Origin of the sequence: Pseudomonas sp. B21-035 (assembly GCF_024748945.1) — a bacterium.
In the GTDB taxonomy this organism is placed as follows: domain Bacteria; phylum Pseudomonadota; class Gammaproteobacteria; order Pseudomonadales; family Pseudomonadaceae; genus Aquipseudomonas.
In genome coordinates, this window is sequence record NZ_CP087179.1 from 5,715,200 (window position 1) to 5,730,970 (window position 15,771).

17 protein-coding genes are annotated in these 15,771 nt (G+C 62.7%); 6 read left to right on the forward strand and 11 right to left on the reverse strand.

The window, feature by feature from the left end; all coding sequences use genetic code 11:
• Positions 1-52: 52 nt before the first annotated feature.
• The 6 genes from LOY22_RS26190 to dadA all read right to left on the reverse strand — a co-directional run bounded on the left by LOY22_RS26190 (position 53) and on the right by dadA (position 6,104).
• The gene (locus tag LOY22_RS26190; protein ID WP_258595492.1) at positions 53-1,966 is read right to left on the reverse strand and encodes an acetyl-CoA hydrolase/transferase C-terminal domain-containing protein; all 1,914 of its coding nucleotides are present in this window, start codon (positions 1,964-1,966) and stop codon (positions 53-55) included.
• 122 nt (positions 1,967-2,088) lie between these two features.
• Complete coding sequence (locus tag LOY22_RS26195; RefSeq protein ID WP_045199625.1) at positions 2,089-2,493, reverse strand: cytochrome c5 family protein; 405 nt, start codon at positions 2,491-2,493, stop codon at positions 2,089-2,091.
• Positions 2,494-2,650: 157 nt separating this feature from the next.
• Positions 2,651-3,199 carry a cupin domain-containing protein gene (locus tag LOY22_RS26200; protein ID WP_010225839.1) on the reverse strand — a complete coding sequence of 183 codons (549 nt, stop codon included), beginning with the start codon at positions 3,197-3,199 and terminating at the stop codon, positions 2,651-2,653.
• A gap of 108 nt (positions 3,200-3,307) precedes the next feature.
• A complete protein-coding gene (gene alr, locus LOY22_RS26205; RefSeq protein WP_093378051.1) occupies positions 3,308-4,381 on the reverse strand; it encodes an alanine racemase in 1,074 nt (357 codons plus the stop codon).
• A 96-nt stretch (positions 4,382-4,477) separates the two neighbouring features.
• Positions 4,478-4,831: a RidA family protein gene (locus tag LOY22_RS26210; RefSeq protein ID WP_010225843.1), complete on the reverse strand. Its 354-nt coding sequence runs from the start codon at positions 4,829-4,831 to the stop codon at positions 4,478-4,480.
• The gene (gene dadA, locus LOY22_RS26215; protein ID WP_045199621.1) at positions 4,803-6,104 is read right to left on the reverse strand and encodes a D-amino acid dehydrogenase; all 1,302 of its coding nucleotides are present in this window, start codon (positions 6,102-6,104) and stop codon (positions 4,803-4,805) included. The genes LOY22_RS26210 and dadA overlap by 29 nt, the downstream gene beginning before the upstream one ends.
• Before the next feature lie 156 nt (positions 6,105-6,260).
• Between dadA and dadR the strand changes: the two genes are divergently transcribed.
• Entirely contained in the window at positions 6,261-6,749 is a 489-nt protein-coding gene (gene dadR, locus LOY22_RS26220; RefSeq protein ID WP_008366790.1) for a transcriptional regulator DadR, read from the forward strand.
• Positions 6,750-6,752: 3 nt separating this feature from the next.
• On the opposite strand, the gene LOY22_RS26225 is transcribed toward dadR, so the two are convergent.
• Positions 6,753-7,106 carry a YkgJ family cysteine cluster protein gene (locus tag LOY22_RS26225; RefSeq protein WP_038998046.1) on the reverse strand — a complete coding sequence of 118 codons (354 nt, stop codon included), beginning with the start codon at positions 7,104-7,106 and terminating at the stop codon, positions 6,753-6,755.
• A gap of 114 nt (positions 7,107-7,220) precedes the next feature.
• On the opposite strand from LOY22_RS26225, the gene LOY22_RS26230 reads away from it, so the two are divergent.
• Positions 7,221-8,525, forward strand: coding sequence for an FAD-binding oxidoreductase (locus LOY22_RS26230; protein WP_213602890.1), 1,305 nt, complete (start codon positions 7,221-7,223; stop codon positions 8,523-8,525).
• Here the strand turns inward: LOY22_RS26230 and LOY22_RS26235 are convergent.
• The gene (locus LOY22_RS26235) at positions 8,522-8,752 is read right to left on the reverse strand and encodes a DUF1127 domain-containing protein (protein WP_045199613.1); all 231 of its coding nucleotides are present in this window, start codon (positions 8,750-8,752) and stop codon (positions 8,522-8,524) included. The two genes, LOY22_RS26230 and LOY22_RS26235, sit on opposite strands and share 4 nt — an antisense overlap.
• A gap of 178 nt (positions 8,753-8,930) precedes the next feature.
• On the opposite strand from LOY22_RS26235, the gene LOY22_RS26240 reads away from it, so the two are divergent.
• Positions 8,931-10,361 (forward strand): PLP-dependent aminotransferase family protein, encoded by a 1,431-nt coding sequence (locus tag LOY22_RS26240; protein WP_093378042.1) that lies wholly within the window; start codon positions 8,931-8,933, stop codon positions 10,359-10,361.
• A 59-nt stretch (positions 10,362-10,420) separates the two neighbouring features.
• Complete coding sequence (locus tag LOY22_RS26245; RefSeq protein WP_258595503.1) at positions 10,421-11,977, forward strand: phospholipase D family protein; 1,557 nt, start codon at positions 10,421-10,423, stop codon at positions 11,975-11,977.
• Here LOY22_RS26245 and LOY22_RS26250 read toward each other — a convergent pair.
• Together LOY22_RS26250 and LOY22_RS26255 are read right to left on the reverse strand one after the other, a co-directional pair.
• Positions 11,974-13,113 carry an MFS transporter gene (locus LOY22_RS26250; protein WP_045199607.1) on the reverse strand — a complete coding sequence of 380 codons (1,140 nt, stop codon included), beginning with the start codon at positions 13,111-13,113 and terminating at the stop codon, positions 11,974-11,976. The two genes, LOY22_RS26245 and LOY22_RS26250, sit on opposite strands and share 4 nt — an antisense overlap.
• Positions 13,114-13,199: 86 nt before the next feature.
• Positions 13,200-14,693 carry an aldehyde dehydrogenase gene (locus tag LOY22_RS26255; protein ID WP_258595505.1) on the reverse strand — a complete coding sequence of 498 codons (1,494 nt, stop codon included), beginning with the start codon at positions 14,691-14,693 and terminating at the stop codon, positions 13,200-13,202.
• Between the two features lie 199 nt (positions 14,694-14,892).
• Between LOY22_RS26255 and LOY22_RS26260 the strand changes: the two genes are divergently transcribed.
• Positions 14,893-15,252 (forward strand): cupin domain-containing protein, encoded by a 360-nt coding sequence (locus LOY22_RS26260; protein ID WP_045199603.1) that lies wholly within the window; start codon positions 14,893-14,895, stop codon positions 15,250-15,252.
• A gap of 83 nt (positions 15,253-15,335) precedes the next feature.
• The gene (locus tag LOY22_RS26265; RefSeq protein WP_195885316.1) at positions 15,336-15,539 is read left to right on the forward strand and encodes an I78 family peptidase inhibitor; all 204 of its coding nucleotides are present in this window, start codon (positions 15,336-15,338) and stop codon (positions 15,537-15,539) included.
• A 68-nt stretch (positions 15,540-15,607) separates the two neighbouring features.
• Here LOY22_RS26265 and rpmG read toward each other — a convergent pair whose 3' ends face one another.
• A complete protein-coding gene (gene rpmG / locus LOY22_RS26270) occupies positions 15,608-15,763 on the reverse strand; it encodes a 50S ribosomal protein L33 (protein ID WP_010225867.1) in 156 nt (51 codons plus the stop codon).
• Positions 15,764-15,771 lie beyond the last annotated feature (8 nt).

Here is a 15,771-nt window from a genome sequence, read left to right on the forward strand (position 1 = left end):
TCGCGGGGCAAGCCCGCTCCTACCAGCCTGTAGGAGCGGGCTTGCCCCGCGATCAGTTAAAAGCTGTCGCCTGCAACCCCGCCAGCAACAAGCGCTGATACAGATCTTCCTTCAGCCCCTGCGGCTGCGCCAGGTTCATCCGCGCCAACTGCGCAGGAAACGCCTCGGGTGCCGGTGCATCCAGCGCCGCCTTGCCCAGTTCCAGCACCTCACTCAACTTGAACTTGCTCTTGAGCCAGTTCAGCGCCCGCAGCAAATCGCGCTCCTCGGCGGTGAAATCACTGCCCAGCGGATACTCGGGGAACAACCGTGCGTGGCGGTCACGCAGCGCCTGCAAACGCTGCGGGGTGTTGTCGCTGAAGCGCTGATCCAGGCAAAAATCCTTCGGCAACTTGCCGGCCTTCTGCGCCCGCTCGATCAGTTCGGGCTGAAAGCGTGAGTCCGTGATCGCCAGCAAACGGGCAATCACCTCGGCATCGGTCTGCCCGCGCAGGTCGGCGATTCCGTATTCGGTGACGACGATATCGCGCAGGTGGCGGGGAATGGTGCAATGGCCGTATTCCCAGACCAGGTTGGAACTGACCTCGCCGCCTGACTCACGCCAGCTGCGCAGCAGCAGGATCGAACGCGCGCCTTCCAGGGCATGGCCCTGGGCAACGAAGTTGTACTGCCCGCCGACCCCGCTGAGCACCCGGCCGTCTTCCAGCTGGTCGGCGACCCCGGCGCCCATCAAGGTCATGGTGAACACTGTATTGATAAAGCGCGCATCCCGGCGCTGCAGGCGCTTGAGCGACTCCTGGCCATACAGCTCGTTGATGTAGCTGATGGCGCTCATGGCGAAGCGTTTGCGCTGGCTTGGCGGCATTTCCCGCAGGCGCTGGTAAAACGCCTGAGGGCCAAGAAAGAAGCCGCCATGCACTAGCACACCCTGGTCATCCAGCTCGCCGTTGTTGGCCGCCTGCTGGCGCGACTCGTCCGGGTACACCGGGCGGCGGATGATTCCAGCTTCGACCAGTGCCAGCAGGCCGTTGACGAACATTTCGCTGCAGCCGTACAGGCCGCGGGCAAAGGGCTGGAGGCCGCCTTCGCGTTCGATCAGGCTATGCCAGGGCGTCAGGTTGATATCTGCCAGCAATGCCTGGTACGCCTCGCTGTCAGCCTGTCGCGCCAGCAACCCTGCGGTCAGCGCATCGCCCATGGCACCAATGCCGATCTGCAGGGTGCCGCCATCGCGCACCAGGGTGCTGGCATGCAGGCCGATGAAATGGTCCTGGGTGGTCACCGGCATGTTCGGCGTGGAGAACAACCGGGTGTTTTCCGGGCGGTCGATCAGCAGGTCGAAGTCATTGCGGGGCAGCTCGGACGCGCCCGGCATGTACGGCAGTTCGGCATGCACCTGGCCGAGCATGAGGATGGTTTCGCCGGCTGCCCGGCGGCGGGCAATCATTGGCAGCAGGTCGAGGGTGATGTCCGGGTTGCAGCTCAGGCTCAACTGGCCGGGATGTGCCGGATCTTCGGCTACCAGCTGCGCCACCAGGTTCAAGCCCTTGGCGTTGATATCGCGGGCGGCATGGCTGTAGTTGCTGCTGATGTAGTCCTGCTGGGCCATGGTGCTGTGCAAAAGGCTGCCGGGTTGCATGAAGAACTGCTCGACACGGATGTTGGCCGGCAACTGGTCGCGGCGCAGGTCGTGCAGGTAGTCCAGCTCAAGGTAGTCGGCGAACACCCGCTCGATGAAGGGCTCAAGAAAGCGCCGCTGCAAGCCGTCGCCCAGGTCCGGGCGGCCCAGGCTCAAAGCGGTGTAAATGGTCAGTTGCCGCTCGGGCAACTGGCGGATTCGCGCATACAGGGCGTTGACGAAGCGGTTGGGCTTGCCCAGCCCCAGCGGCAGGCCCATGTGGATATGCGCGGGCAGGCGCGCCAGCACCTGGTCTACGGCATCGTCGATCGAACAGCTGTACGCCATCGCGGCCTCCTGTGGCATTCCTTGAACAGGTTGGACCGAGCATGCCGCCAGATTGCTGCGCTGGCCAGCGCTAAAAAGCACAAAGCCCGCACGCGGCGGGCTTTGTTGGGCAAGCGCTGGGCTTACAGGCCGGACATCTTCTTGATGGCGCCCATCAGGTCGTCATCCGAGCAGTCGGCGCAGGTGCCTTTCGGCGGCATGGCGTTGATGCCGGTAATGGCCTTGGCGAGGATGCCGTCCAGACCACCCTGGTGGTCGGAGCGCTCTTTCCAGGCGGCGGTATCGCCGATTTTCGGCGCGCCGAGCAGGCCACTGCCATGGCAAGCATTGCAGTGCTTGGCGATGATTTCATCCGGGGTCTTGGCACCGCCGCCAGCAGCAGAGGCTGCGACTTCCATTCCCTTGCATTCCTGCCCCTGAACACACACCTGGCCGACCGGTTCCAGTCGCTTGGCGATGTCGTCGTTGGTCGCAGCTTGAGCGCTGACTGCCCAAAGGGCCAATACGGCAGCTGGTACGGCCAGCATTTTCTTGATTAGATTCACGCGTACACCCTCATGGTGGCTAGTCACGCCCGCGGCCACGGTTTCGCAGGCGGCGCAAGTATAACGGGAACCCTGCCTCACCGAAACAACCCTAGTGTCCAAAGGGTCTTAGCCGCGACAATCCGCCGCGCAATACCCGCTAGAAGTTGGCCGGAGTCGCCGCGCTGATCAGCCGGGCCGGCTCATCGTAAGGATTGCGGAAACGGTGCGGCTTGGTACTTTCAAAATAGTAGCTGTCGCCCGCTTCGAGGATGAAAGTTTCCAGGCCTACTACCAGTTCGAGACGACCTTCAAGAAGGATGCCGGTTTCTTCGCCGTCGTGGGTGAGCATTTCTTCGCCGGTGTCGGCACCCGGTGGGTAAACCTCGTTGAGAAAGGCAATGGCCCGGCTCGGGTGCGCCTTGCCGACCAGTTTCATGGTCACCGCGCCGTCCGAAATGTCGATCAGCTCGTGAGCTTTGTAGACGATCTGGGTGGGGTTTTCCGGTTGCAGCTCTTCGGAAAAGAACTCGACCATGGACATCGGAATACCGCTCAACACCTTGCGCAACGAGCTGATGGAAGGGCTGACGCTGTTCTTCTCGATCATCGAGATGGTGCTGTTGGTGACGCCCGCACGTTTGGCGAGTTCACGCTGTGACAGGCCCTTGAGCTTGCGTATGGCTTGCAGTCGTTCACCGACGTCCAAAGCTGGAGCCCTCCTAAACGAACGAGTGGGGTCGAAATTGAACGTTATCATCGCAACAGCGTTCAGTATTTACAACACTTCGACCCGCAGCCTGTCCGCTTTGGCGCCTTAATCGCCGCTGTAGTCCAGCGGTACGCGCTTGAGGTTGCAGAAAATCTGGTAAGGGATGTTGCCAGCGTGCATGGCCACTTCGCTGGCCAGCACGTTTTTGCCCCACAGTTCCACCGGGCTGCCGAGGCCCGCTTCAGGCACGTCGGTGAGGTCAATGCAGAGCATGTCCATCGATACCCGGCCAATCAGCTGGGTACGTTTGCCGGCCACCAGCACCGGCGTACCGTTTGGCGCCTGGCGCGGGTAGCCATCGGCGTAACCCATGGCCACCACACCAACCCGGGTCGGCCGCGGGCTGACAAACTTGGCACCGTAGCCTACCGGCTCGCCGGCTGGCAGCTCACGCACGCTGATCACCCGTGATTGCACGGTCATCACCGGCTGCAGGCGCGCCGCTTGAGCCTGGGGCACTTCGAACGGCGTGGCGCCGTACAACATCAGGCCCGGGCGCACCCAGTCGCTGGGCATGTTCGGCCAACCGAGCACGGCCGGCGAGTTGCGCAGGCTGACCTCGGCGCTCAAGCCCTGGCGTGCGGCCTGGAATACCGCCAGTTGTTCGTTGCTGGCCTCGCTGTCGAGCTCATCGGCACGGGCGAAGTGGCTCATCAGCACGATGCGCGCAACCTTGCCGCTGGCCAGCAGGCGCTGGTACGCGGCCTGGTAGTCCTTGGCATGCAGGCCAACCCGGTGCATGCCCGAGTCGAGCTTGAGCCAGACTGTAATCGGCTTGCTCAGGTGCGCCTGTTCGATAGCCTCCAGTTGCCACAGCGAATGCACCACGCACCACAGGTCATGCTCGGCGATCAGTTGCAGTTCGCTGGCTTCAAAGAAGCCTTCGAGCAACAGCACCGGCGGCTTGATCCCGGCTGCGCGCAGCTCCAGCGCCTCTTCGATGCAGGCCACGGCAAAACCATCGGCGTGCTGCTCCAGGGCCAGGGCGCAACGCACGGCACCGTGACCATAGGCATCGGCCTTGATCACGGCCAGGGCTTTGGCTCCGGTCAGTTCGCGGGCAAGTTGATAGTTGTGACGCAGGGCTTGAAGATCGATCAGGGCACGGGCGGGACGCATGACGGCAGCCTTCTGGGCAGTCTGGTTAGAAGTAAAAAGCCCGGTGCTCGAAGGCAGCTGGTCGGCCGCCGGCGGCACCGGGTGAGGGATCGGGTATTACGGCAGTGCGGCGACCACCGACAGCTCGATAAGGATTTCCGGCTCGCACAGCTTGGCTTCAACGGTGGCACGGGCCGGGGCGACGCCTTTTGGCAGCCACTTGTCCCACACCGCGTTCATGCCCTGAAAATGCGCGTCGATGTCCTTGAGATAGATGGTCACCGAAAGCAGGCGGCTCTTGTCGGTGCCGGCCAGGTCCAGCAGGCGCTCGATGTTGGCCAGGGTCTCGCGGGTTTGCTGCTCGATCCCGGCGTTCATGTCGTCACCGACCTGGCCCGCGAGGTACACGGTGCCGTTGTGGGTAACGATCTGGCTCATGCGCTCATTGGTGAGCTGGCGCTGGACTGACATGCTTGGCAGGCTCCTGGTGTTTTCCGTAGCGAGAGATATCGAGGCCTTCAGCGCTGATTTGCGGCTTCTTGCGCGCAATCAGGTCGGCCAGCAGGCGACCGGAACCGCAGGCCATGGTCCAACCCAGGGTACCGTGACCGGTGTTGAGGAACAGGTTACGGAACGGGGTAGCACCGACGATCGGCGTACCGTCCGGGGTGGTCGGGCGCAGGCCGGTCCAGAAACTGGCCTGGCTCAGGTCGCCGCCACGAGGATAAAGGTCGTTGACGATCATCTCCAGGGTTTCGCGCCGACGCGGGTTCAGCGACAGGTCGAAACCTGCGATTTCAGCCATGCCGCCGACGCGGATGCGGTTGTCGAAACGGGTGATCGCGACCTTGTAGGTTTCGTCGAGAATGGTCGAGGTCGGGGCCATGGCCGGATCGGTGATCGGTACGGTCAGCGAGTAGCCTTTGAGCGGGTAGACCGGGGCCTTGATGCCCAACGGCTTGAGCAACTGCGGCGAGTAGCTGCCCAGGGCCAGCACGTAGCGGTCGGCGGTTTCCAGCTTGCCGTCGATCCATACACCGTTGATGCGATCACCGGCGTAGTCCAGGCGCTGAATGTCCTGGCCAAAGCGGAACTCGACACCAAGCTTGATCGCCATTTCCGCCAGGCGGGTAGTGAACAGCTGGCAGTCGCCAGTCTGGTCGTTGGGCAGGCGCAGGGCGCCGGCAAGGATATCGGTCACGTTGGCCAGGGCCGGCTCGACGCGGGCAATGCCTTCGCGGTCGAGGACTTCGTACGGCACGCCGGACTGCTCGAGGACGGCGATGTCCTTGGCGGCGTTGTCCAGTTGCGCCTGGGTGCGGAACAGCTGGGTAGTACCCAGGGTACGGCCTTCGTAGGCAATGCCGGTTTCGGCGCGCAGCTCGTCGAGGCAGTCACGGCTGTACTCGGACAGGCGCACCATGCGCTCCTTGTTCACCGCGTAACGGTTGGCGGTGCAGTTGCGCAGCATTTGCGCCATCCACAGGTACTGGTCGATGTCGGCGGTGGCCTTGATGGCCAGGGGCGCGTGGCGCTCCAGCAGCCACTTGATGGCCTTGAGCGGCACGCCCGGGGCAGCCCAGGGCGAAGCGTAACCAGGCGAGACCTGGCCGGCGTTGGCAAAGCTGGTTTCCATGGCGACTGCCGGTTGACGGTCGACCACGACGACTTCGAACCCTTGCCGTGCCAGATAGTAGGCACTGGCGGTTCCGATCACACCGCTACCAAGTACCAGAACTCGCATGTTTATTACCCTCGACGCAGCGTACCGCTGACATTTGTTGTTAATGGCGTAGATGCGCGCAGTATAGGAAGGTATGACCAGTGCTTTTCACTATATAAAAGCCTATATTTGGCGAGAATTCTCGGCAAGGTTGGCTTTTACGGAGGGGCATCCACTATGAGAACCCAGCACCAAAGCAAGCGTGAACTGGACAAGATCGACCGCAATATCCTGCGCATCCTGCAGGCCGATGGACGCATCTCGTTTACTGAACTGGGCGAAAAGGTCGGCCTGTCGACCACCCCCTGCACCGAGCGGGTCCGGCGCCTGGAGCGCGAAGGGATCATCATGGGCTACAACGCCCGGCTCAATCCGCAGCATTTGAAGGGCAGCCTGCTGGTGTTCGTCGAGATCAGCCTCGACTACAAGTCGGGCGACACTTTCGAAGAGTTCCGACGTGCCGTGCTGAAGTTGCCGCACGTGCTCGAGTGTCACCTGGTCTCGGGCGACTTCGATTACCTGGTCAAGGCGCGGATTTCCGAGATGGCCTCGTACCGCAAGCTGCTTGGCGACATCCTGCTCAAGCTGCCGCATGTGCGCGAGTCGAAGAGCTACATCGTCATGGAAGAGGTGAAGGAAAGCCTCAACCTGCCGATTCCGGACTGAGGTTCAGACCAGCACCTGGCGGGTGCTGGCGATGTACTGGTGGACCAGCTTCTCGGCCTGCGGATCGATCATCTCGGCCGGGCCGCGGCCATTGGGGCATGGCAGCTTCGGCGTGGTACCGAACAGGCGGCAGATCAGCGGCCGCTCTTCGTACACGGTGCAACCGTTGGGGCCCAGGTGCACGCAGTTCAGTTCCGCCAGCGCGGCTTCCTGCTCGGCGGCGCTCTTGCGCGGCAGGCGGGCCATTTCTTCTGACGAAGTGGTGACCGGCCCGCAACAGTCGTGACAGCCCGGCACACATTCAAACGACGGGATCTGCTCGCGCAGGAAGCGGATCTTGTGGCTGTTGCAACTCATGGCGGCCTGCGGCAAAGAAGTCTGGCGTTCTATTTTGCCCTACGGTTGCCCACCCCTGAAAGCGCAGCTTATCCTGCGTAAAATTTTCCAAACACTCAGAACCAGGACATCGCCATGAACGCCGGCGTTCAGCAGCCCGCCTCGCACACCGCTTCCTACTACGCTGCCAGCAGCGCCCCACAAGCGGATTATCCACAGCTGCAGGGCGAACTGAGTTGCGACGTCTGTATTGTCGGCGGTGGTTTTTCCGGGCTGAACACGGCGATCGAACTGGCCGAGCGCGGCCTCAATGTGATCCTGCTGGAAGCGCGCAAAATCGGCTGGGGCGCCAGTGGGCGTAACGGCGGGCAGCTTATTCGTGGCGTCGGCCACGGCCTTGAGCAGTTCACGTCGATCCTTGGTTGCGACGGCGTGCGCGAGCTCAAGCTGATGGGCCTGGAAGCGGTAGACATCGTCCGCGAGCGTATCGAGCGGCACAGCATAGAGTGCGACCTGACCTGGGGTTACTGCGACCTGGCCAACAAACCGCGCGACCTGCAAGGTTTCGCCGAGGATGCCGAAGAACTGCGCAACCTCGGTTACCGCCACGAGCTACGCCTGGTAGCGCCGGAGCAGATGCACAGCGTGGTCGGCTCGGACCGCTACGTTGGCGGCTTGATCGACATGGGCTCCGGGCATTTGCACCCGCTCAACCTGGCCCTGGGCGAGGCCGTGGTGGCTGGCAAGCTGGGCGTGCGCCTGTTCGAGCAGTCTGCGGTGACGCGCATCGACTATGGCCAGCAGGTGCGCGTGCACACCGCGCAAGGTTCGGTATTGGCCAGCACCCTGGTGCTCGGTTGCAACGCCTACCTTAACGACCTGAACCCCGAACTCGGTGGCAAGGTGCTGCCCGCCGGCAGCTACATCATCGCCACCGAGCCTCTGAGCGAAGCCCAGGCCAGCCAGTTGCTGCCGCAAAACATGGCCGTCTGCGACCAGCGCGTGGCCCTCGACTACTACCGTCTGTCGGCCGATCGCCGGCTGCTGTTTGGCGGTGCCTGTCATTACTCCGGACGCGATCCGCAAGACATCGCCGCCTACATGCGGCCGAAAATGCTCAAGGTGTTCCCGCAGCTCGCCGATGTGCGCATCGACTATCAATGGGGCGGAATGATCGGCATCGGTGCCAATCGCCTGCCGCAGATCGGCCGCCTACCCAACCAGCCCAACGTGTACTTCGCCCAGGCGTACTCCGGCCACGGCCTGAATGCCACGCACCTGGCCGGCAGGCTGCTCGGTGAAGCCATCAGTGGCCAGCACAGCGGGCGCTTCGACTTGTTCGCGCGGGTGCCGCACATCACCTTCCCGGGCGGTAAACACCTGCGCTCGCCGCTGCTGGCCCTGGGCATGCTCTGGCATCGGATGAAAGAGCTGGTCTAAGACCTCCAGAACGGCTTCAAGCCTTCCTCACGGGCCTGCTCAGGAGTCAGGCCGACGTCGCGCAGTTGCGCTGCGTCCAGCGCCAGTAGTGCCCTGCGGGTATGCCAACGGTGCGCCATCAGGCCCCAGCGACTGAGACCGGTGGGCGCACTGAACAGCTGGGTACGCTGCTCGCGGCTCAGTTCTTCGGCATACAGTTTCAGGCGCACATCGCTCATGCCGCTCATTGCTTGTTACCTCCAGGGTGTGTGAACCGTGGAGAAAGCATGCGCGTCAAGGCAAAACCATTACAGATCCAAAGACCGACTATTATTTCCATACAGAATTGGCAGATTTCCTACTGAATGCTGTATTTTTTCCTCATCTGTATTGGTCTGTTGCTGTAGTCGTTTTCCGGAGTATGCCATGACGTTGTACATCAACCTCGCCGAGCTGCTCGGTGCCCGTATCGAACAAGGCCTATACCGTCCCGGCGACCGCTTGCCTTCGGTACGCGCCCTGAGCATCGAACATGGTGTCAGCCTGAGCACGGTGCAGCAGGCCTATCGCCTGCTGGAAGACAACGGCCTGGCCGCACCACGGCCAAAATCCGGCTACTTCGTGCCCAACAACCGCAGCCTGCCCGCCCTCCCCGATGTCAGCCGCCCGGCACAACGGCCGGTGGATATTTCCCAATGGGAGCAGGTCATCGAGCTGATCCGCAGCGAGCCGAATAAAAACGTGGTGCAACTGGGCCGCGGCATGCCCGATATCGACAGCCCGACTCTCAAGCCGCTGCTGCGCAGCCTGGCCCAGCTCAGCCGGCGCCAGGACATGCCCGGCCTGTATTACGACACCATCTCTGGCACCCGCGCCCTGCGCGAGCAGATCGCCCGGCTGATGCTCGACTCCGGCTGCACTGTGAGCCCGGCCGACCTGGTGGTGACTACCGGTTGCCACGAAGCGCTGTCGAGCAGCATCCGCGCGGTGTGCCAGCCTGGCGATATCGTCGCGGTGGATTCGCCCAGCTTTCATGGCGCCATGCAAACCCTCAAGGGCCTGGGCATGAAGGCCCTGGAGATCCCCACCGACCCGCTCACCGGGATCAGCCTCGAAGCCCTGGAACTGGCCCTGGAGCAATGGCCGATCAAGCTCATCCAGATCACCCCGAACTGCAACAACCCGCTCGGCTACATCATGCCCGAGGCGCGCAAGAAGGCCTTGCTGACCCTGGCGCAACGCTTCGACGTAGCGATCCTGGAAGACGATGTGTATGGCGACCTTGCCTACACCTATCCCAGACCGCGGACCATCAAGTCGTTCGACGAGGACGGTCGAGTGCTGCTCTGCAGCTCGTTCTCCAAGACCCTGGCGCCAGGCCTGCGCATTGGCTGGGCGGCCCCGGGACGGTATCTGGAGCGGGTGCTGCACATGAAGTACATCAGCACCGGCTGCACCGCCACCCAGCCGCAACTGGCAATTGCCGACTTCATCGAAGGCGGCCACTACCAGCCGCACCTGCGGCGCATGCGCAGCCAGTACCAGCGCGGGCGCGACCAGATGAGCGACTGGGTTACCCGCTACTTTCCACCGGGCACCCGCGCCAGCCGGCCCCAGGGTGGTTTCATGCTGTGGGTGGAATTGCCGGAAAGTTTCGACACGCTGCGCCTGAACCGGGCTTTACTTGGGCAGGGCGTGCAGATTGCTGTCGGCAGTATTTTCTCGGCCTCGGGCAAGTACCGTAACTGCCTGCGGATGAACTTCGCCGCACGCCCCAGTGCCGAAATCGAAGCGGCAGTGCGCAAGGTTGGCGAAACCGCCATTCGTCTACTGGCCCAGGAGCACGGCGCCGGGTAACTTTGCGCCGCCGCTCGCGGTCCATATTCTTACGCCTCAGTTGTAACAGGACGATCTTTTTGAAAAGCCAGCGGGTGCTGCCACTACTGCTGTCGCTACTGCTCGGCCTGGGCGGCTGCGCCAGCGTCAGCCAGCCACGGGAAGTCAGCCAGGCGCTGCCGGCCAGTGACTCGGCCTTTGGCCGTTCAGTGCAGCGCCAGGCCTCGGCCTATGACGGGCGTTCCGGCTTTCGCCTGCTGCCCAACAGCAACGAAGCCTTCCGCGCCCGCGCCGAGCTGATTCGCAACGCCCAGTCGAGCATCGACCTGCAGTACTACATCGTCCACGACGGCCTCAGCACCCGCGCGCTGGTGCACGAGCTGCTGCAGGCCGCCGACCGCGGGGTGCGCGTGCGCATCCTGCTCGACGACACCACCAGCGATGGCCTCGACGAAATGATCGGCACCCTGGCCGCGCATCCGAACATTCACATCCGCGTGTTCAACCCCTTGCACCTGGGCCGCAGCACTGGCGTAACCCGGGCCATGGGCCGGCTGTTCAACCTGTCGTTGCAGCACCGGCGAATGCACAACAAGCTGTGGCTGGTGGACAACAGCATGGCCATTGTCGGGGGGCGCAACCTGGGCGATGAGTATTTCGATGCCGAACCCAACCTCAACTTTACTGACATCGACCTGCTCGGCGTCGGCCCGGTGGCCGAACAGCTGGGGCACAGTTTCGACCAGTACTGGAACAGCGCGCTGAGCAGGCCGATTGGCGATTTTCTGTTCACCCAACCCGATGCCGACGACCTGCGCAACAGCCGCCAGCGCCTTGAGGCGTCACTGGCCGATGCGCGGGTCAAGCGCAAGGCTCTGTATGAGCGGCTGATGGCCTATCAAGCCCGGCCGCGCCTCGACGTGTGGCGCAACGAGCTGATCTGGGCCCATAACCAGGCGCTCTGGGACGCGCCGAGCAAGGTACTGGCCCGTGACGAGCCGGACCCGCAACTGCTGATGACCCAACAGCTGGCACCGGACCTGAACAACGTCCAGCACGAGCTGATCCTGATCTCGGCCTATTTCGTGCCCCGCGAGTCCGGCCTGCTCTACCTGACCAGCCATGCCGACAAAGGCGTATCGGTAAAATTGCTGACCAATTCACTGGAAGCCACCGATGTGCCGGCGGTGCATGGCGGCTATGCACCCTATCGCAAGGCACTGCTAGAGCACGGCGTGCACCTGTATGAACTACGCCGCCAGCCAGGCGATCCGGGCTCGCGCCGCGGCTTGCGCTTTCATGGCAGCTCGGACTCGAGCCTGCACAGCAAGGCGATCGTCTTCGACCGCAAGAAGACCTTCATTGGCTCGTTCAACTTCGACCCACGCTCGGTGCTGTGGAACACCGAGGTCGGGGTGTTGGTCGACAGCCCTGAACTGGCCGAATACACCCGCGAGCTAGCCGCCCAGGGTATGGCCCCGGCGGTCAGCTACCAGCCACAATTGGTCGATGGCCAGCTGGTCTGGGTGACCGAGGACAACCACCGCCTGCACACCCTGACCACCGAGCCCGGCGGTCTGTGGCGGCGCTTCAACGCCTGGATCAGCAAGGCTGTGGGCCTGGAGAGGATGCTCTAGACCGGCGCCGGCTCAAAAGCATTGGGCCGCCGCGCGAGCAGCACCAGGCCAAAGGCCCCCACGGCCATGAACAGCGGCAGCGCATGCCCGCTGACCCATTGGCTGCCCGCCCCTGCCGCCAGCGGTCCGATCAGGCAACCGATGCCCCACAGCTGCGCAACATGAGCATTGGCGCGCACCAGTGCGTCGTCGCGGTAGCGTTCGCCAATCAGCACCAGCGACAAGGTGAACAGGCCGCCGGCACTGGCGCCGAACAACACCCACAAAGGCCAGATCAGCGGCGTTTGCAGCGCCAGCGGGATTGCCAGGCTCGAAGCCAGCAGCGTCAAGGCACAGCCACTGAACAGCGTGCGCCGCGACATGCGGTCGGCCAGTGCGCCGATCGGCAGTTGCAGCAGCGCATCACCGACCACCACGGTACTGACCATGAACAGGGCGATTTCGGTAGTGAACCCCTGCTGCAGGCAATAAACCGGCAGCAAGGTCAGGATCATCGCCTCGAAGGCAGCAAACAGGGCAATAGCCCAGGCGATCACCGGCAATCGCCGGCAGAAACCGAACAGGTCGGTGAAGGTCACGCTGCAGGCTTCGGCACTCGGTGCACCGTCGCGCCCGAGCAGCACCAATGGCGCGGCAATCAGCAGACCGGCACCGATCCAGAAGCCCAGGTCATCCTCCGAACCCACCACGCCAAGCAACAATGGCCCGGCCAACTGGCTCAAGGCATAACTGCTGCCATACAGCGCCACCAGACGCCCGCGCCATTGCTCGACCACCAGCTGGTTGATCCAGCTTTCGCCGAGGATGAACACGATAGTCAGGATGATCCCGATCAACAGGCGCAAGGCCAGCCACAACGGATAGCTCGGCAGCAACGCCAGCAAGCCGATAGACAACGCCCCTGCCCACAGGCACAGGCGCATCAGCCCCGGCGTACCAAAACGCGCGGCCAGACGGCTGGACAGGCTGGCACCGACCAGCACGCCAATGGCCGGCATCGCCGCCATCACACCAATGGCAAAGCTGCCGTAGCCCCAACCCTCCAGGCGCAACGACACCAGCGGCATACTGACGCCCAGGGCCAGGCCGACACTGAGCACGGCCGCCAGCACGGCGAAATAGGTTCCCCAACGCATCGGCGTCTTCCTCGCAAAAAAATCGCGGGGCAAGCCCGCTCCCACACTGTGGAAGAGGGCTTGCCCCGCGACAGGTCCGTCTGGATTTACAGCTTGATCCAGGTCGCCTTCAGCTCGGTGTACTTGTCCAGCGCGTGCAGCGACTTGTCACGGCCGTTGCCCGACTGCTTGAAGCCGCCGAACGGTGCGGTCATGTCGCCGCCATCGTACTGGTTGACCCACACGCTACCGGCACGCAGGGCCTTGGCGGTCAGGTGCGCCTTGGAGATGTCGGCGGTCCACACACCGGCAGCCAGGCCGTATGGGGTGTCGTTGGCGATGTTGATCGCCTCGATGGTGGTGTCGAAGGTGATCACCGACAGGACCGGGCCGAAGATCTCTTCCTGGGCGATCTTCATGGCGTTGGTCACGCCGTCGAAGATGGTCGGTTCGACATAGGTGCCGCCGGTTTCTTCGAGAATGCGCTTGCCGCCCACCAGCAGCTTGGCACCATCGCTGTGGCCAGCGTCAATGTAGGACAGCACGGTGTTCATCTGCTGGGTATCGACCAGAGCACCGACGGTGGTAGCTGGGTCAAGCGGGTTGCCCGGCTTCCAGGCCTTGAGTGCTTCGAGCACCAGCGGCAGGAACTTGTCCTTGATCGAGCGCTCGACCAGCAGGCGCGAACCTGCGGTGCAGACTTCGCCCTGGTTGAAGGCGATGGCGCTGGCGGCAGCTTCGGCGGCGGCGCTGAGGTCGGGGGCGTCAGCGAAGACGATGTTCGGGCTCTTGCCGCCGGCTTCCAGCCAGACGCGCTTCATGTTCGACTCACCCGCGTAAATCATCAGCTGCTTGGCGATCTTGGTCGAACCGGTGAACACCAGGGTATCGACGTCCATGTGCAGGGCCAGGGCCTTGCCAACGGTGTGGCCATAGCCTGGCAGCACGTTGAGTACGCCCGCCGGGATGCCGGCCTCGATCGCCAGTTGGGCGATACGGATGGCAGTCAGCGGTGATTTTTCCGAAGGCTTGAGCACCACCGAGTTACCGGTGGCCAGGGCCGGGCCGAGTTTCCAGCTGGCCATCAGCAGCGGGAAGTTCCACGGCACGATGGCGGCAACCACGCCCACCGGCTCGCGGGTCACCAGGCCGAGCTGGTCGTGCGGGGTAGCGGCGACTTCGTCGTAAATCTTGTCGATCGCTTCGCCGTTCCAGCTCAGGGCCTGGGCGGCGCCTGGCACGTCGATGTTCAGCGAGTCGCTGATCGGCTTGCCCATGTCCAGGGTTTCCAGCAGGGCCAGCTCTTCGACGTTCTGCTTGAGCAGCGCGGCGAAACGAATCATGGTGGCCTTACGCTTGGCCGGGGCCAGGCGCGACCAGACGCCAGAGGCGAAGGTGGCACGGGCGTTTTCAACGGCGCGGTTGGCGTCGGCCTCGTCACAGCTGGCGATCTGCGCCAGGAGGCGTCCGTCGACCGGGCTGAGGCACTCGAACGTGGCGCCGGAAACGGCAGCGGTGTATTCACCATTGATGAAAGCACGGCCTTCGATCTTCAGTTGCTGGGCACGCTGTTCCCAGTCCGCACGAGTCAGGGTGGTCATACGAAACTCCTCCTCTTGTTAAGGTGCAGTGCCGCGCGAGGGCTTGGGGGCACTGTCGAAAATTCTGGCTGGGCGACACAGGCGCACAGGCACCTGCCACCCTAAACCACCGACGCCCTAATTTTCAATATATTTGACATAATCACACCAAACACCTACTGATGTTCATTTTATTAAACAACAAAAAGGGGACCCGATCATGCGCATTGACCAGATCATCGACTTCGCCCAAGTGCTGACCGAGGCTGAACGCTACCGTCCTGCCGCGGAAAAGATACTCAAGGGCGAACCGGATCAAGCCGTCTATAACCACTATGCCAGCCCTTGCGGACAATTCGCCGCCGGCGTCTGGGAAGGCGAAGTCGGTCAATGGACCGTCAATTACACCGAACACGAGTATTGCGAGATCGTTCAAGGCGTCTCGGTGCTTCGCGACGAGGCAGGCGGGGCAAAAACCCTGCGCGCGGGCGACCGCTTCGTGATCCCGGCGGGCTTCAAGGGCACCTGGGAAGTGCTGGAGCCGTGCCGCAAGATCTATGTGATGTTCGAGCAGAAGTAAATAACTACCACTCGAGCTGGACCTGACCGACGGAGCATGGCGCTGCCCAATTGGGTATGTACTCAATGAAAGGAAGCAACGCCATGACCAACGAAGAAGCCCTGCAACACATCAATCACCTTGTCGGCACCCGCTATGTACCTAGTGCCAAGGCCTACATCAGCGAACTGACCGGCCGCGCTCGCGTGGTCGGTGCGGGTGAGTTCTCCACCCGCGAGTACGACCCGAGCCGTATCCAGGTGATTGCTAACGACGAAGGCATCATCCAGTCGTTTCATTTCAGCTAATTTCAAAGCGGCATAAAAAAAGGGCCCGTATCCTGAGATACGGGCCCTTTTTTCGTCAGCCGGATCAATTACTTGATCTTGGCTTCCTTGTAGATCACGTGCTTGCGAACAACCGGATCGAATTTTTTGATTTCGATTTTGTCCGGAGTGGTGCGCTTGTTCTTGTCGGTGGTGTAGAAGTGGCCGGTATTAGCGGTCGACACCAGACGGATCAATTCACGCATGATTCTCT

What these genes read in the sequence shown, in the direction of transcription:
- LOY22_RS26190 (WP_258595492.1), bottom strand. Translation starts at nt 1,966, where the DNA reads ATGGCGTACAGCTGTTCGATCGACGATGCCGTAGACCAGGTGCTGGCG.
- LOY22_RS26195 (WP_045199625.1), bottom strand. Translation starts at nt 2,493, where the DNA reads ATGCTGGCCGTACCAGCTGCCGTATTGGCCCTTTGGGCAGTCAGCGCT.
- alr (WP_093378051.1), bottom strand. Translation starts at nt 4,381, where the DNA reads ATGCGTCCCGCCCGTGCCCTGATCGATCTTCAAGCCCTGCGTCACAAC.
- LOY22_RS26210 (WP_010225843.1), bottom strand. Translation starts at nt 4,831, where the DNA reads ATGTCAGTCCAGCGCCAGCTCACCAATGAGCGCATGAGCCAGATCGTT.
- dadA (WP_045199621.1), bottom strand. Translation starts at nt 6,104, where the DNA reads ATGCGAGTTCTGGTACTTGGTAGCGGTGTGATCGGAACCGCCAGTGCC.
- dadR (WP_008366790.1), top strand. Translation starts at nt 6,261, where the DNA reads ATGAGAACCCAGCACCAAAGCAAGCGTGAACTGGACAAGATCGACCGC.
- LOY22_RS26225 (WP_038998046.1), bottom strand. Translation starts at nt 7,106, where the DNA reads ATGAGTTGCAACAGCCACAAGATCCGCTTCCTGCGCGAGCAGATCCCG.
- LOY22_RS26230 (WP_213602890.1), top strand. Translation starts at nt 7,221, where the DNA reads ATGAACGCCGGCGTTCAGCAGCCCGCCTCGCACACCGCTTCCTACTAC.
- LOY22_RS26235 (WP_045199613.1), bottom strand. Translation starts at nt 8,752, where the DNA reads ATGAGCGGCATGAGCGATGTGCGCCTGAAACTGTATGCCGAAGAACTG.
- LOY22_RS26240 (WP_093378042.1), top strand. Translation starts at nt 8,931, where the DNA reads ATGACGTTGTACATCAACCTCGCCGAGCTGCTCGGTGCCCGTATCGAA.
- LOY22_RS26250 (WP_045199607.1), bottom strand. Translation starts at nt 13,113, where the DNA reads ATGCGTTGGGGAACCTATTTCGCCGTGCTGGCGGCCGTGCTCAGTGTC.
- LOY22_RS26255 (WP_258595505.1), bottom strand. Translation starts at nt 14,693, where the DNA reads ATGACCACCCTGACTCGTGCGGACTGGGAACAGCGTGCCCAGCAACTG.
- LOY22_RS26260 (WP_045199603.1), top strand. Translation starts at nt 14,893, where the DNA reads ATGCGCATTGACCAGATCATCGACTTCGCCCAAGTGCTGACCGAGGCT.
- LOY22_RS26265 (WP_195885316.1), top strand. Translation starts at nt 15,336, where the DNA reads ATGACCAACGAAGAAGCCCTGCAACACATCAATCACCTTGTCGGCACC.
- rpmG (WP_010225867.1), bottom strand. Translation starts at nt 15,763, where the DNA reads ATGCGTGAATTGATCCGTCTGGTGTCGACCGCTAATACCGGCCACTTC.